This window comes from Brevibacillus sp. IT-7CA2 (assembly GCF_949767855.1).
In the GTDB taxonomy this organism is placed as follows: Bacteria; Bacillota; Bacilli; order Brevibacillales; family Brevibacillaceae; genus Brevibacillus.
The window spans coordinates 309,871-324,652 of the sequence record NZ_CATKQT010000051.1 but is presented as its reverse complement, the minus strand read 5'-3'; the positions used below and the strand labels follow the sequence as shown (position 1 = coordinate 324,652).

Annotated in this window: 12 protein-coding genes and 2 tRNA genes; 8 read left to right on the top strand and 6 right to left on the bottom strand. The window is 47.3% G+C overall.

All coding sequences use genetic code 11. From position 1 onward, the window contains the following. Nucleotides 1–164: 164 nt before the first annotated feature. A complete protein-coding gene (locus ACM6JA_RS25050; RefSeq protein ID WP_414854564.1) occupies nt 165–1,268 on the top strand; it encodes a hypothetical protein in 1,104 nt (367 codons plus the stop codon). A 5-nt stretch (nt 1,269–1,273) separates the two neighbouring features. On the opposite strand, the gene ACM6JA_RS25045 is transcribed toward ACM6JA_RS25050, so the two are convergent. The 3 genes from ACM6JA_RS25045 to ACM6JA_RS25035 all read right to left on the bottom strand — a co-directional run bounded on the left by ACM6JA_RS25045 (nt 1,274) and on the right by ACM6JA_RS25035 (nt 3,899). After that, the gene (locus ACM6JA_RS25045; protein ID WP_414854563.1) at nt 1,274–2,995 is read right to left on the bottom strand and encodes a protoglobin domain-containing protein; all 1,722 of its coding nucleotides are present in this window, start codon (nt 2,993–2,995) and stop codon (nt 1,274–1,276) included. A 154-nt stretch (nt 2,996–3,149) separates the two neighbouring features. Beyond that, nucleotides 3,150–3,575: a metallothiol transferase FosB gene (gene fosB, locus ACM6JA_RS25040; protein ID WP_414854562.1), complete on the bottom strand. Its 426-nt coding sequence runs from the start codon at nt 3,573–3,575 to the stop codon at nt 3,150–3,152. A gap of 99 nt (nt 3,576–3,674) precedes the next feature. Then, nucleotides 3,675–3,899, bottom strand: a complete 225-nt coding sequence (locus ACM6JA_RS25035; protein WP_007722024.1) for a hypothetical protein — start codon at nt 3,897–3,899, stop codon at nt 3,675–3,677. A gap of 134 nt (nt 3,900–4,033) precedes the next feature. Between ACM6JA_RS25035 and ACM6JA_RS25030 the strand changes: the two genes are divergently transcribed. The 7 genes from ACM6JA_RS25030 (at nt 4,034) to ACM6JA_RS25000 (ending at nt 10,454) form a co-directional block, all read left to right on the top strand. Continuing rightward, nucleotides 4,034–4,540: a hypothetical protein gene (locus tag ACM6JA_RS25030; RefSeq protein ID WP_414854561.1), complete on the top strand. Its 507-nt coding sequence runs from the start codon at nt 4,034–4,036 to the stop codon at nt 4,538–4,540. A 116-nt stretch (nt 4,541–4,656) separates the two neighbouring features. Continuing rightward, nucleotides 4,657–4,733 (top strand) — tRNA-Pro (locus tag ACM6JA_RS25025). A gap of 17 nt (nt 4,734–4,750) precedes the next feature. Continuing rightward, a tRNA-Leu gene (locus ACM6JA_RS25020) sits at nt 4,751–4,833 on the top strand. A 126-nt stretch (nt 4,834–4,959) separates the two neighbouring features. Then, complete coding sequence (locus tag ACM6JA_RS25015) at nt 4,960–6,075, top strand: response regulator (RefSeq protein WP_414854560.1); 1,116 nt, start codon at nt 4,960–4,962, stop codon at nt 6,073–6,075. Between the two features lie 92 nt (nt 6,076–6,167). Next, entirely contained in the window at nt 6,168–6,641 is a 474-nt protein-coding gene (locus ACM6JA_RS25010; protein WP_414854559.1) for a 23S rRNA (pseudouridine(1915)-N(3))-methyltransferase RlmH, read from the top strand. A 103-nt stretch (nt 6,642–6,744) separates the two neighbouring features. Then, nucleotides 6,745–9,903, top strand: coding sequence for an ATP-binding protein (locus ACM6JA_RS25005; protein WP_414854558.1), 3,159 nt, complete (start codon nt 6,745–6,747; stop codon nt 9,901–9,903). A 26-nt stretch (nt 9,904–9,929) separates the two neighbouring features. Next, a complete protein-coding gene (locus ACM6JA_RS25000) occupies nt 9,930–10,454 on the top strand; it encodes a type 1 glutamine amidotransferase domain-containing protein (RefSeq protein WP_414854557.1) in 525 nt (174 codons plus the stop codon). 226 nt (nt 10,455–10,680) lie between these two features. Here ACM6JA_RS25000 and ACM6JA_RS24995 read toward each other — a convergent pair whose 3' ends face one another. Genes ACM6JA_RS24995 through ACM6JA_RS24985 form a run of 3 tightly spaced genes read right to left on the bottom strand, consistent with a single transcriptional unit; the run spans nt 10,681 to nt 14,587 of the window. After that, nucleotides 10,681–11,913, bottom strand: coding sequence for a Ger(x)C family spore germination protein (locus ACM6JA_RS24995; protein ID WP_414854556.1), 1,233 nt, complete (start codon nt 11,911–11,913; stop codon nt 10,681–10,683). Next, nucleotides 11,906–13,012 carry a GerAB/ArcD/ProY family transporter gene (locus tag ACM6JA_RS24990; protein ID WP_414854555.1) on the bottom strand — a complete coding sequence of 369 codons (1,107 nt, stop codon included), beginning with the start codon at nt 13,010–13,012 and terminating at the stop codon, nt 11,906–11,908. Before ACM6JA_RS24990 ends, ACM6JA_RS24995 begins: the two co-directional genes overlap by 8 nt. Next, a complete protein-coding gene (locus ACM6JA_RS24985) occupies nt 13,013–14,587 on the bottom strand; it encodes a spore germination protein (protein ID WP_414854554.1) in 1,575 nt (524 codons plus the stop codon). Between the last annotated feature and the right edge of the window lie 195 nt (nt 14,588–14,782).

Below are 14,782 nucleotides of genomic sequence, written 5' to 3'. Positions count from 1 at the left end.
TGGAGCGTTTTCTCCTGTTTCCTCCCACCACTACAGTTCGAACAAAAGGTTTTTCACTTCCGTAAAAAAGGCTTCCCCGCAATGACAAGCGTCCAACAGTGCTGGCCAAGTTTTACATACGATGACCATGTAAAACAAACTACCTCCAGAAAGGAAGGGGTGCCATGGCAACCTTTCAGGAAGCGCTCCTTGCCAAGAAGCATTTGGTCAACAGGTGGAAGCGAATGCCGGGCGTAATTGGCATCGGGATTGGCTACGCAAACGGAAAAAACAAAAAAGGTGGCGCCTGCATTGTGATGTATACCGTCAATGCGAGTGCCGCCGTGAAGAAGAGCTGCCCGAGTTGCGTCCTTGTCAAAAGACAGGTGGCGACAGCCCATGTATCTGTTCCTGTTCGAACGGTCACCTCTGGACGGTGCCATTGTCATCCTGCTGTACGTCCCTCTGCAACGAATTATCGCAGCAGAATCAGACCTGTGATCGCTGGATATAGCATCGGCTACCCAGGGGCGTCCGGAACGGCTGGGTTAATCGTTGCGCGAGGAGGCCAACGGTTCGTGTTAAGCAACAATCACGTCCTGAATCGTAACAATACGGGCGGCTATACCGAGACCATCCAGCCTGGAGGAGCAGACGGCGGCCGTTCAGGAAGAGACCGAATTGGACGCTTGTATCGCTATGTTCGGCTTCGAAAAAATGCAGGTAATCGAATGGATGCAGCGATTAGTATCCCTACTTCCAATCGACTCCTTGCCCCTCGTTATGCAACAGTCGGCAGAGTACCAGGTGTGATTCGTTCGTATGGCATCGGGCGCAGATTGAAAAAGGTGGGCCGTTCATCAGGGCTGGCATGGGGAACGGTTGAATCAATCCACACCGATATTGATGTCAGTTACGGGAACTACGGAGGTCTGGGGACCGTCCGTTTTCAGAATCAGACGGTCATCAGAAGTACGGTTCCCATCTCCTTGCCTGGAGATTCTGGCTCTGTTTGGCTGACTGCGGGCAACTACGCTGCAGCTGTGAATTTCGCTGGTTCAGCCAATGGCAGGCTCTCGATTTCGTATCCTGTTGTCTGGGCCTTACAAGCGTTTGGCGTCGGGGTAGCAAGAGCAGCCGGGACAACTGGTAGGCCAGTTGCCAAAGCCAAAAGAGTCAGGAGAAACAACGCTCGTACTAGACCGCTGTCTGCCACTGAGTTAAACCGTGTCCAAACAAAAAAAGCTGCCTCCAAAAGGCAGCCGGGCAAGAAAAAGACGAATAGATAATAACATTAGGAAACTTCTTCGGCTAACTGATCCAGTACGTGGAGAATGCGTTGTGAGATATCTTCTAGCGTATCAAACGTAGCTTCTGCTTCCTCTAGTTTTCCTTGCTTGACGAAGTGGTAAATCCGTCGAACAGTTTCGTGGAACTGTCGATGAGGCGCATTTAATTGCTTGAAAGAAGGCAAGGTGCTCAATGTTGGATTGTTCAGGGCTTCGACATACCAAATCCCCAAGCGGCATTGATGATGGTCGACGAGTTCTTTTTCATCAATGTGGTGATACCCAAGCATGAAGTTGTACAGCCACCATCTCCATAAGAGATGGTCAGTTTTGACGATTCGCAAGTAATGCTTGGTCTTTAAGTGGCTCGTTTGCGTGATGCTCAGCTTGTGCAGGCTGTTAATGCCGGCGCCAACATCATAGACGTTTTTACCTACATTCGAGACGTGCGAGGAAACCTGCTCCATATTCGTCAGGACTTGCGATATGCGCATCGAAATATCATCTGTGGCAGCAGACTGCTCTTGTGCCAATGCTGCGATGTGTCCGGTCGAATGTCCGACAGTCTCAATATTTTGCACAATATCTCCTAATATCCCAATTGCATCACGTGTCTGAATCACTTTATCGCTAAAATGGTCACTCATGAGAGTGGCCGTTTCTTTTACCTGGATAGCTTCATTCTGGACATTGTTGATTGTGGCTGTAATACTTTGAACAGATTGCTTGGTCTGTTCAGCGAGCTTTCGTACTTCATCTGCCACGATAGCAAAGCCGCGCCCGTGTTCGTTGGCTCGCGCTGCCTCAATCGACGCATTCAATGCAAGAAGATTGGTTTGATCGGCAATATTGCGTATGACTTGGACGACCTGGGAAACTTCTGCAATGGATGTCATTAGCTGCGAAATTTTCGTTTGCATCTCTTGGAATTCATCTGCCATGGAAAGAAAGCTGGTCAATGACTCTTGGATAATATCTTTGCCCATCGTCGCTTGCTCGATTGTAGTGGAAGCACTCTCTGCGACAGAGACGGCTGATTGAGCCACTTTTTGCACAGATTCACTTAGTTGCTCGGCAGCAGATCCCACATTGCCAGCTTCCTCAGTCGTATCCTCAAGCGTGTCCAGCACATGCTTGAATTTATCGATCTGAATCACTAGCTCCAGAACTTCGCCCAGGCGATCAATCACTTTGTAATCATTATCCTCCTGATACGATTGGAGGACGATCTGCGAATCAAGCGTGATGATCTTCATGAGTGCCAACAGGACGGAAGATAGTTCTTGAGGACGTTTCGAATAGGTGTTAATGATTGCGGGAATCAAATATTCATAGACCCGCAAGTAAGAGCCGGTATACCATTCTGGCGCAAGTCCAATTTTGCTGTGGACCTCTCCGATTTTCTTACGCCCGGCTACATAGGCGTCGTCAAGCTTGCCATGTGGAAGCGATTGCAAATAGTGACGAAAGGATACGGCCAATCGATCAACCGTCGTATGCGTTTCGATGATCTGCATAAGATGGGAGTATTGGCAAAGCATGTGGTAATGACGCTCTGTAATGGCCTCTAGGTGTTCTGTTAGGAGTGGTTCAATTTGTTTCAACCGATCAAGGTCTGTCTGACTCATTTGCAAAAAATGAACTTTCCCCTGTAGCTGATCGGGCATTTGGATATCGCTTTTTTGAATTGAGGCGGAAACGGTTTGAGCGCCACGCTTACCAAACATAAAATCCCTCCATATTTTTACGAAAAACGGGCCTATTCATAAAAGGAATAGGCCATAAGTGCTTTTTAGATTATAGCACTGACGTATGGAGCTGAATCTTTGGAACTATTGTGATTTTGTGAAAAGTATATTAAGAAATGGGCAAAGTCATCAATTATTCAAAAAAAGTCATGTGATGCTTTTCGTCCCGGTAATAAGCAAGACGGTCCTGGAGAGTGCCTGTATGTAATTCGAACTTATGCCCATCAGGGTCGGTGAAATAAATGGAGCGTTTATCCCGCTCCGAACGATCCCGTCCATGCAAAATAGTAACGCCATGCTTTTCTAAATGAGCATACCACTCATCAAATGACTCTTCTGTGATAGTGAAGGCCATGTGTGTATAGGAGTGAGCAATTTCATTGCGTGGGATGCCTGGTTCCTCATTCAGCGCCAACCAGTAGCCATTTAGGTCAAAGTAAGCCAGCTTTCGACCTCGTACAAGTGGTTTAGCATGCAGTACATCCCGGTAAAAACAAAAAGATTTCTCCAGATCTGAGACAGAGAAAAGCAAATGATTCAATCCTTGGAGTTGCGGCAATACGTCCCCCACCTTTTTAGCAGTAATCTTGCAACTATTGCTATTGTATGGGGAAAACAGGCAAACCACCAGTCTACTTCGGGTCTGCCTGCAATTTGTTTAGGATTGACTTTGTTGAGCTTGCGCTTGGGTTTGCAGCGTGGATTGGACTTGGGATACCATCGTTTGCGCTTGGGCAATTTCCTGAGACGCTTGCTTCAAGGCTTCTTCGGCGAGCTGTGGATTGGCTGCAGATTGCTCGATGGCTTGCGTAATCATATTTTTTGCCAGCGTGGTGGCTACCTCTGCTTTTTTAAGCGAGTCGGTGTTAATTTGGCTAGGCATGATGTACCTCCTGCGGATTTCGATGATGGGAACACCGTATTAATTTGCCCCGCACGCAACGGTTTATGTATATGGATACGCGTCCAACCGTTTTCCTCCCGTGATGCATAGTCTGACAGGGGGAGGGACGTCAGATGAAAAAGCAATGGGTGCAAGTCATTCGATTGGCAGAGCAGGCTTTCTTTACGATTATCTTTTCCGCGCATAAGCGGGTGGGGGATCGCGGAATCATTTTGCCAAAGCGGTTCAATTCCAAGTTGAAAATTCGCCGTTTCATGCAAAAATTCATGACCCCTTGTCTGGCAAATCGAGTGATCGGCAATCTTGATTTGCGACGAATAAATGGACGGCTCGCGATCCCTGTAGGGGATACGATAGGGGCACCACCGATTGTAAAATCAAAGGTCCTGTCTTCGGGTAGCAGATGTGCGACGCTTGTGGTATGGTTTGCCTTCGATCCAAGTGATCGATTTTTCCGTGTGTACCAGTTGAAAAAGCTTCCGAATGGGCGCTGGATCGTTGTCGGGCGTCATCCGCTGGACTATCCGTTTAACCTTCCGCAGGATTTTCGAAAACGACAAATTCCATGTGGGAAAATCTGTACACCATGGAGAGGGAAGGTAAAAACTAGGAAAAAATGACTATATTCCAAAAAAATCCGGTATTGCTATTGGTTCAATTTGCCTGTATAGTATGTAAGTGTTGCAATACTTATCGGAAATTGTCGAATGAGAGAAGGTCCGATATTGCAGGCAATCGGGAAGTAGCTCAGCTTGGTAGAGTACTTGGCTTGGGACCAAGGGGTCGCAGGTTCGAATCCTGTCTTCCCGACCATGTTTTATTTTGAATAGGCCGGTATGGCGGAATTGGCAGACGCGCGCGACTCAAAATCGTGAGGGAAACCGTGGGGGTTCAAGTCCCTCTACCGGCACCAGCAATCTATACATATGGTTTTCGTTATAAGGTGGGGAACAGTGAGTAGGCCTGTTTCTCACTTTTTTTTGTACTTAAAGTCATTGTCAATTATTCCAACAATAGAGTTGCCAAAGGGGAGACGACAGTGATTAAGGTAATGATAGTGGAAGATGAAAAGCCTATCCTCGGTCTCATGAAGCATGTAATAGGGCAAAACGATCACTATACCATCGTCGGAGCTTTCATACATCCACTGGAGGCGTTAGCTAGTCTATCCGATCTGTGTCCTGATGTTGCATTTTTAGATGTCGAGATGCCGAAAATGAATGGACTTGAGCTTGGATCCAAAATAAATGAGTTGTCTGAGCACACAAAGATTATTTTTACGACTGCCTATAAGCAGTACGCTTTGGATGCGTTTAAGGTGTATGCGTTTGACTATATTTTAAAACCGGTTACGCCTGCGGCCATTGAACGAGTGACGAATCGGTTAATGAAACAGCTGCAAATGACGGCACCGATGAAACAAGTCGAAAAGAACGTGTCCATCCAATGCTTCGGTGGTTTGGATGTTCGTAATGGAAGTGGTGAAGTGGTTCGTTGGCCGACGAAAAAGAGTGAGGAGTTGTTCGCCTACTTTCTCTGCCATCCCAAGCAGGATATCAGTAAGTGGCATCTGACTGATCTGTTATGGCCGGAGATGGACGAAAGCAGAGCCACGCATAACCTACACAATACCATGTACCGACTGAAGAAAATCATGAAGGAGCAGGAACTCTGCATCGATATACAAAAAACGGGTGAAGGCTATCTATTTCACCCGATGGATCAGACGTACGATTTATTGGCATTCCAGCAATTCGATCTCTCTTCGTTAAAGGATAGGCAATGCGCAGGGGGAGCCGAAAACTTGTGTGCAATGTACAAGGGGGCCCTTTTTGATCGCAAGGATTTCTTGTGGAAAGCCCCTCTGGAAGAACGGTACCGGAAAAAGTATACGGAGCTGGTGTGCAAACTGGTATCGTTCGACATGGCCTCAGAGGAGTTACCAAGGGCCGTGCGCAGGCTAGAAGAGTACTTGGCGGTGTACCCTTTGCACGAGGAAATGAATGTCGCTTTGATGGACATTTACGCAAGGGGCGAACAAAAACAGAAAATCGTCCAGCACTATGCCAAATTCGCTGATGCCTATCGGCAAGAGTGGGACATGGAGCCGCCGCGGGAAATAAGCGAGTGGGTATCACGCATGGCTGGACAGTGACGCAGGAAGATATCATGTGGACCACAGATTATGTGAGAAGTTTGGGAGAAGGTATTGCTATCATTCCTAGAAAAAGGAAGAAGGCGAGTTTCATGCAATTCACCATTATATCTGTGGGAAAAATCAAAAATGATATCTTGCCGCGAGTGGAAGCATACAGCAAACGCTTGGCCGTCTATTGCAGAATGAACATTGTTGAAATTCCAGAAGAAGCTCGAATGGAAACGATGAGCAGGGCTGAGATCGAACAAGTGAGGCAGACGGAAGGACAAAAAATTCTCGCGCAAGTCAAACAAGAGCAGCATGTCATCGCCCTCACTGGAGAAGGAGAACTATGGACCCCAAAGCGACTATCTGTGCAAATTGAAGATTTGTCGATGGAGGGCCGAAAAGAGATTCTCTTTGTCATTGGCGGCTCACTTGGCTTATCAGAGGAAGTCTTAGTCAGGGCTAATGATCGGCTGGCACTTCCGAAGAAGGCATATCCGCATCAGTTGACGCGTTTAGTCGTGTTGGAACGTTTGTACAGAGCGCTGCGAATCAGCTTGGGAGAGCCAATGCGGTAGTCTAGTTCAACAAGAAGATGATCATTGGAAAAAGGGGTCTCGAAACTATGAGGCTCCTTTTTCTTTGTACGTAATAACATTGTGAGATTTTTGTGAGGGGGAAATGGTACTCTTAGAACAAGGAGATCGTACTTATTCGAGCTCTGTCGGGGAAGGGGATACATTTTTGGAGCGAAGGAATTTCCTGATGCCTGCCGGGATTGGATTGGTTTTTTTACTTTCCATAGCGGTATTTATCGGGATCTATATACAAACCTTTCCTAGTCGGGACATGCCCATGGCGAAGCGAGGAGTGCTCGATTTGTCGAGCTGGGATTTTCAAAGCCAAGGCTTGGTCAATTTAGATGGGGAATGGGAGATATATCCAGGTGAATTGCTTTCACCTGAAAATTTTCGACGAGGGCAACATGCAAATGTCTCGTATCTGGTCGTGCCTGGAACGTGGAAGGGAGACAGCGTCATCGATAGTATCGACCGGAAAGGTGCTGCAACCTATCGATTACATGTAAAGCTCCCAGAAGAAGGGCAAATCTACGGATTGAAAACAAAGAGCATTCGGATGTCCCACCGATTATTCCTAAACGGAAACGAAGAAGGTGCGAGTGGACATCCTGCCGTAGTGAGTGAAGCCCATCAACCAGGGAATACGCCATATACTGTGTTTTTTTTCGCAGATGACAAGGATTTGGAGATTGTCATTCAAGTGGCGAATTTCATGTTTTTCACCGGGGGGATTGCGAGCTCGATTCAACTGGGCTTGGATGAGGATATTGCCATTTTAAACAGCACCTTGCTCGGAACAGATATTGCCTTTGTCGTAACACTGGGGATCATGGCTGCGTACCATCTTAGCTTTTATTTTCTCCGCATGAGGGAGAGAACTTATTTGTTCAGCGGCAGCTATATGATTGTTCTTGGTATTTATCACATGGTTTTTGGAGAGAAGATGCTGCTGCAGCTTTTTCCTTCGATCCCTTTCACAGTTGCGTACAAGGCACAAGATGCCTCCCTATTTGCGAGCTCAATCTTGCTCGCCCTATTTTTCTGTTCCATTGATACGAGGATTCTATCCCGCAACTGGCTGGTGAAGCTGACAGCGCCCATTTTTCTCTACATCCTTGTCATTCTCGTCTTGCCCTACTCCTTCTATACGAATCTGAAAGGGCCTCTCTTGATTTATGTGCAAATCATGCATTTCTTCATAATGGGTAGGCTGATTTATTTATCTGGCAAGAGTCAGAGGGATTCGTCCGACCGAAAAGAACTGCTGCTTTTCATTGGGGCGAGTATTTCCATGTCGGTCAGTCTCATTGATGGTCTTCTATACGCAGAAAACATAGTGCCCACTGATCTTGCGGGAAAAATCGGCATCCTCTATTTCATTACCTTCATTAACATTCTTTTGGCAGTTCGATTCACGAATGCGTATGAAAAGACAGAAATTCTCTCCCATCAATTGAAGATTTCCAATCAGATCAAAGATGAATTTTTGACGCATACTTCGCATGAGATGAAGACACCGCTGCACGGGATTATCAATATCACGTCCCATTTACTAGAAGATGAGAGTAATATGCTGTCTTCCAAACAAAGACAAAATCTTTGGCTCGTCAAGGATACATCGATCAAGCTGTCCATGCTGGTTGGTGATTTACTCGATGTTACTCGCCTGAAGCATGGGGAGCTGCGCCTTCATTTCTCGATTGTGGATATCAAGGTCATCACTCAAATTGTCTTTGACGTACTGCAATTCGAACTGCTGGGGAAAGATGTCCGGCTGGAAAATCAGGTCCCCGCTAACATTTGGGTGTATGCAGATGAGAATCGGCTTCGTCAAATCATGTATAATCTCGTACACAATGCCATCAAGCATACGAATGTAGGCTCGATTAAGGTAACGGCGGGCGTGGTTGGGGGCCAGGTTCGTATTTCTGTTGAGGACACGGGGATAGGAATTGCACCGGATAAGCATGAGGCCATTTTTGATTACTTTGAGCAGGTGGATCAGCTATTGCCACAGGATGGGTATACAGGCATGGGTGTAGGCTTATACATCAATCGCAAGCTGGTTGAACTCATGGGAGGAGAAATTTGGGTAGAGAGCTCGGAGCTTGGCAAAGGCACACGTATGACATTTACGCTGGCGACGGGGCATCAGCAGATGGTCACGCAGGAGCTTGCCGCAACGGCTCAAGAGAGGCAGCGGGAGGTCAGTGAACAGATTCCCCTCAACATTTTGGATGATCACCAATACACCATCATGATTGTCGATGACGAGGCATCCAACATTCACACCTTACTGAACATTCTTTCCAAGCATCGCTATAATGTGATTTCGGCCTTTTCTGCAAAAGAAGCCATGAAGAAAATCAAGGAGCATCCACAACCTCATCTCGTCATTCTGGATGTGATGATGCCAGGAGTTTCGGGGATTGAGCTGTGTCAGCTGTTGCGAACACAGTATTCGATTCTAGACTTGCCGATCCTGTTTGCATCCGTCAGAGATACCCCTCAAGCCATTGCGCTCGGCTATAGAGCAGGGGCGAACGACTATGTGACCAAACCGTTTGATGCGGAGACACTCATTGCTCGCGTGCAGACACTGATCTCGATGAAAACCTCTATTCAGGAGGCAATTCGCAATGAACATGCGTTTCATCAGGCTCAAATCAAGCCGCACTTTCTCTATAACGCTTTAAGTAGTGTCATTTCTTTCTGTTATACCGATGGAGAAAAGGCAGCGTATCTCATCACCATGCTCAGCCAGTATTTGCGTTATATTTTGGATATGGATCGAACGACGCTGTTCGTTCCGTTATTTCGGGAAATGGAGCTCATCCATGCTTATGTAGAGATCGAAAAGGCTCGTTTTGGGGAAGGCTTCGACTTTGTGTGTCACGTAGATGAAGGGATTCTTGATAAAGAGATTCCTTCCTTGAGTATCCAACCGTTTGTAGAGAATGCGATCCGACATGGATTGTTCGAAAAGGACGAAAAAGGTCACGTGACGCTTACCATTGTGGACGGAGGTCATTACATCAAGGTCGTGATTGAAGACGATGGGGTCGGTATTGCAGATGATCTCCTGTATCAAATGTCAAAAGGCGAGAATCAAAAAGGAAGCATCGGCATCCAAAACATCCGCAGACGATTGGATACCATTCCTGGTGCTACCTTGAGTATCACCTCTGAAATGGGAAAAGGGACAAAAGTCGTCATGTACATACCTACCCCTGAGGGGATGCATGCTACAATAGCGTAGTATAGAAGGAAAAGGAGGCGAGAACGTTGAGACTTGCAGGAAAACAAGTGGTTTGCTTCGTCGAAAGTGAATTTGAGGATCTCGAGCTCTGGTATCCGGTGATGAGACTGCGAGAGGAAGGCGCTACCGTCCATTTCGTCGGCCCGAAGGCGAATCATGTCTACATAGGGAAGTACGGTGTACCGTGTGAGGCTGACAAAGCGATGGCAGAGGTCAATCCTGCCAACTATGCAGGCGTACTCGTTCCAGGAGGGTGGGCACCTGACAAGCTGCGCCGCTATCCGGAGGTGCTGTCGTTTGTGATTGCGATGCACGAGGCGAAAAAACCGATTGGACATATTTGCCACGCGGGGTGGGTGCTTGCTTCTGCAAAAATTTTGCGCGGGGTAACCACGACATCGACGCCAGGCATTAAAGATGATATGGAGAATGCAGGCGCGATTTGGGTAGATGAAGAGGTTGTAGTAGACGGTCACATTGTTGGTTCACGTAGACCGCCTGATCTGCCTGCGTACGCCAAAGCGTTTGCTGATTTGCTGGCACAACAATAGGAAAAGAAGGAATAAAGGGCTTACTCGAAATGCTGAGTAAGCCCTTTATTGATGTTGTTAGAGCTTTTGTTATGAATTGGAGTTATTCCGTTTCTTCCACGGCGGATCGCCTAACTCATGAATTTTGTTATTAATTTTAAAAAAAAGATAGGGAATTAAAAACGCCAAGACCGTCCCTGCGAAGGTCAAATAAGGAGGGACTACGCCTAAAAATTTGAACATGGGATCACCTGTTGTTTTGGCGTTCGGTACGGTTAATTGCACCGATATTGCGTAAATAGACCTTTGCTTGAACTTTTATCTCACTTTTTTCATACAGATGCTGCCCTGTTTCCCAGTCCTGCCGAATCTTTTTCCATAGCGAAAAATGATGCTGCTTCAGATAGCTACCAAGCTTGATGACATCCACTTTCATCTGCTTATGGACCTTCCTGATGGTGTCATTGCTCATTCGCTCGATTTCTTCGGCAAACACTTGTTCAAGCTTCTCCATTGCAATGTTATTCAAGTAATCCATTATGGCGTAAGACTCGGCCAATGTGCCTTCACATTCGATTTTTATCGTGAATTTCATGTGCTGCCGATCTCGTAAATCTGTTTCAATGCTATGTTTGATCCCTTGGATGTTCATCGAGACGAGGTTGTTTTTAAACTTGCCTTTTACCATACCTCCCCTAACTTTTCCCGTGAGAAAATTCAGTCCCTCCGTCTCTTCTTCCCCGAGAAAACCCATCAACTGATTGTCATGGGTAAAAACAGCGGCGCCTGCTAATTTTACTTCCTGCTCTTCGGGTCTGATGCGCGGAATCACAAAACTGTACGGACTGAGAAGCTCCTCGTGGCCATCGCCCAATCGGACCTCTGGAAGCATGCGGGAATTTTTTTTGACGTTTTCTCCAATCGAATTGACGTAAATAGCGGGCAGCTTCTCTGTTTTCGGTTTGACTTCCAGTACTTCTTTGGCGGGACCATTTGAGATAAATATCTTGCTGCTTCGTCTGGAATCTGGATCACGCAGATAGAAATCGAGTGCTCTGGCAAAACCGTTTTTCGTACGGGCGACGTCTTCGGAGACGATCAGGATCTTCATATGCTGATAAAACGGAGTTCTGCTGGTCCGGGTAGCCAATTCGCGGGAAATCTCGAAAAGAGAATCCCCCTCGGATATGAGGTTGTGGTAAGCCTCATTGGCTGTGTTTTGAGCACCGCCGCTTCCTTGGCCGCCGGAGACCAATCCACCGGGGACGACGAATTGATGTGTGACGAGAAAGCGCTCTTTTACTTGAGGTTTGTCTGGAGCCTCTTGTTTTGCTTGCTGCTCGGCTTCATTCGTACGAGGTTTATCAATCGCTACGCCTACCACAAATCCTCGCTCCTCAATTTGAACCTGATCCCAGCATCCAGCCAGCAAAGTCGATAGAAGCAGGAAGATGCAGAAATTAGTGAGCTGTCTATTCATGACCCTTTACACCTCGTATGACAGCGATGAGGAGCAGCAAAATCGGACATAAATAGACGACGATCATTCCGAAATAAGTGATGTTGTCTGCAAACGTGAAGAAATCAACCAGGTTTTGCGGGAGCATCGCGACAAAATAAATCATGGGAGAAAGAATGAGCACCCAAATTGTTTTGTGTACCTTGTGGAACATGGACGACAAGTTGAGCACGGTAATATCGAGCCACATCGCACTTGTGTTGAAGATTGTCATGATCCAGATGGTGAAGAAAATGGACTCCACCCGTTCAAAAAAGCCGCCGGGGATTTCGACCTCTTTTGCCAGCTCGATGGTTGGATAGGTCAAGTTCGTTGCAACGTCAGCAGAGAAGACCCCGATGACAAACATGTAAATGGTCATATAGAGCAGAATGGGAATCGAGAGCCCTAGTGTTACGGCTCTTGCCCCTTCTTTAGGGTTCTTCATCAGCATGGTGTAAAACAGGATAATCTCGAAGCCTGAATAAGACAGTCCGACCGCTCCGGTTCCTTTCAAGAGTGCGCGCCAGTCTGAAGAGAAGAAGGGCCGGATATTTTCCACCTCGAACAACTGGGTCGTAAAGAGCAAGACGATGAAAATGACGACGAGAACGACAGGCAGAAAGAGCAAGTTGAGCCGCAGCATGGAAACGCGTGTTCCAACTACGGCATATTGAACGATCAAGAGAAAGGAGAGCGTGATCATCTCAACCGGTGTATTGTAAAACAGGTACTGTTTGGCGATATTTCCAATTGCCCGGATTTCAAACGAGACGAAAAGCATGGTGTAAATACAGACGAGCAAGGTCAGGATGTAGGCGACTGGTTTGGTTGCGATGATCGAGGTGAATTCAAAAAAGCTTTGTCTGGGAAATCGAGCTGCCAGTTTGGCAAGCAGCCAGCCAATCACACACGCGCAAAAACCGCTCAGAACAACCGAAATCCATCCGTCGAAAGCCCCTGTTGCCTTGGCTAGGGTGCGGGGAAAGGTCAGAATGCCGACGCCGATTGTGACAGAGGCGATGCTGATCCCCATATGATTTTTGCTGATCAATTTCTCCGCCAAGGTTTGTGCGCTCACTTACGATCCTCCTGTCGGCATGCGATTTTCGTCTTTCGGGTGAAGGGCATCGGGCCGGGTCTTCAAAAAGGTAACCGGCGCGCGCAAGATCATGTCCTTCCAGTCCCGCGGCATCTGTGGAGCAAGAGGTGCCAAATATGGATATCCGATGCTCGTCAGATTAGATAAGTGAATCATGATAACAATGAAGCTTAACACCACGCCGTAAATACCAAAGATGGCAGCCATGAACATGGCAAAAAATCGAATCATCCGAAAGGCGATGGCAAGGTGATAAGCAGGGATGGCAAAAGAAGCGATGGCAGTGAGGGCGACGACGATGACCATGACAGGACTGACGATACCCGCAGAAACCGCTGCGTCACCAATGACGAGACCTCCGACGATCCCGACGGTCTGGCCGATCGGTTTCGGTAAGCGTAATCCGGCTTCCTGCAACAGCTCCATCGTAGTCACCATCATGATCGCTTCTACGAATGCCGGAAACGGAACTCCATCACGTGTGGCTGCAATCGAGAAGGCGAGATCAGACGGGATCAAGCCAGGGTGAAAGGTGACGAGAGCAATATAGAAAGCAGGTGAATAGACGGCCAGAAAAGCGGCCAGATAGCGCAGTAGCCTCGCCAAGGAACCGACAATCCAACGCTCGTAGTAGTCTTCTGGCGAATGCAGCAGCAAGCCGATGGTGACAGGCAGAATGAGCACCATGGGAGTCCCGTCGAGCAATATCGCAAGGCGGCCTTGAAACAATGCTCCACTCACTTTGTCGGGACGCTCCGTGTTATGAATCTGAGGAAAAGGCGACAGAAAATCATCTTCAATCCATTGCTCGATAAAACCGGACTCTTCTACCTCGTCAACATCGATCGTGGAGATTCGTCGTCTCACTTCATTCAGCAGTTCTGGATCAACAATGTTGTCAATGTAGGCGATAATCACATCTGTCCGGCTGCGTCTGCCTATGATGGACCCTTCAAAGCGCAAGTTCGGGTCTTTGATACGTCTGCGTATATGAACGGTGTTGTCCCGAATACTCTCCGTAAAGCCATCCCGGGGACCTCGCACTAAGCCTTCGGAGACCGGCTCCTCAATGGCGCGAGTTTTCCATCCCTTGCTGTCGATCATAATGACTTCGGTCGATCCATCTACAAAAAGGGCTGTATCCCCTGAAAGAATGCCTTCGAGTGTTTTTGTCAAATCTGTTGCTTTCGATATTTCAACGACAGAAAGGACTTCCTCATAGAGCATCCGGACAATCTCATCTGGTTCAGTCGGCACCACTTTGGAAGCAGTCGAGATCATCAACTGGATTTGTCCGAGGACTTGCGTATCCAGCATATCGCAGTTCGCCAATCCATCAATCGCAATAACGGCACAGGAATGTTTGGTGTTGCCGATCGTAAAGGAACGAATTAATAAATCGTGTGGGCTGCCCAGCACGGTCTTAAACGTCTCCGTGTTTTGCTGCAAACTGGTCGATAGCGTAAGCGTAGGATCATTTCGCTGCTGCAAACGCTGTGCGATAAGAGAGGGAGTTTTCTTTTGGCGACGCTGGGACAAAAATCTGCGCATCATTTGAAGTTCCTCCCGTTCAGAATGCGAATATCATGTTAGTGCGATTTTTTCCAGATGGGAGGAAAATTATGCGGAAGAATAGGCGAATGCTAAATCTTTCATAGTTTTGAATTGAACTCATCTGTGACCTATGTTACATTCGGCATGGTAGAATAGAGAGTAGTAAAAGGAAGTTCAACAGGTATTAGTAGAGAG

Excerpts from the sequence above, each read along its gene's own strand:
- ACM6JA_RS25035 (WP_007722024.1), bottom strand. The coding sequence starts at position 3,899 with ATGCCTAGCCAAATTAACACCGACTCGCTTAAAAAAGCAGAGGTAGCC.
- ACM6JA_RS25010 (WP_414854559.1), top strand. The coding sequence starts at position 6,168 with ATGCAATTCACCATTATATCTGTGGGAAAAATCAAAAATGATATCTTG.
- ACM6JA_RS25005 (WP_414854558.1), top strand. The coding sequence starts at position 6,745 with ATGGTACTCTTAGAACAAGGAGATCGTACTTATTCGAGCTCTGTCGGG.
- ACM6JA_RS25050 (WP_414854564.1), top strand. The coding sequence starts at position 165 with ATGGCAACCTTTCAGGAAGCGCTCCTTGCCAAGAAGCATTTGGTCAAC.
- ACM6JA_RS24985 (WP_414854554.1), bottom strand. The coding sequence starts at position 14,587 with ATGATGCGCAGATTTTTGTCCCAGCGTCGCCAAAAGAAAACTCCCTCT.
- ACM6JA_RS24995 (WP_414854556.1), bottom strand. The coding sequence starts at position 11,913 with ATGAATAGACAGCTCACTAATTTCTGCATCTTCCTGCTTCTATCGACT.
- ACM6JA_RS25045 (WP_414854563.1), bottom strand. The coding sequence starts at position 2,995 with ATGTTTGGTAAGCGTGGCGCTCAAACCGTTTCCGCCTCAATTCAAAAA.
- ACM6JA_RS25030 (WP_414854561.1), top strand. The coding sequence starts at position 4,034 with ATGAAAAAGCAATGGGTGCAAGTCATTCGATTGGCAGAGCAGGCTTTC.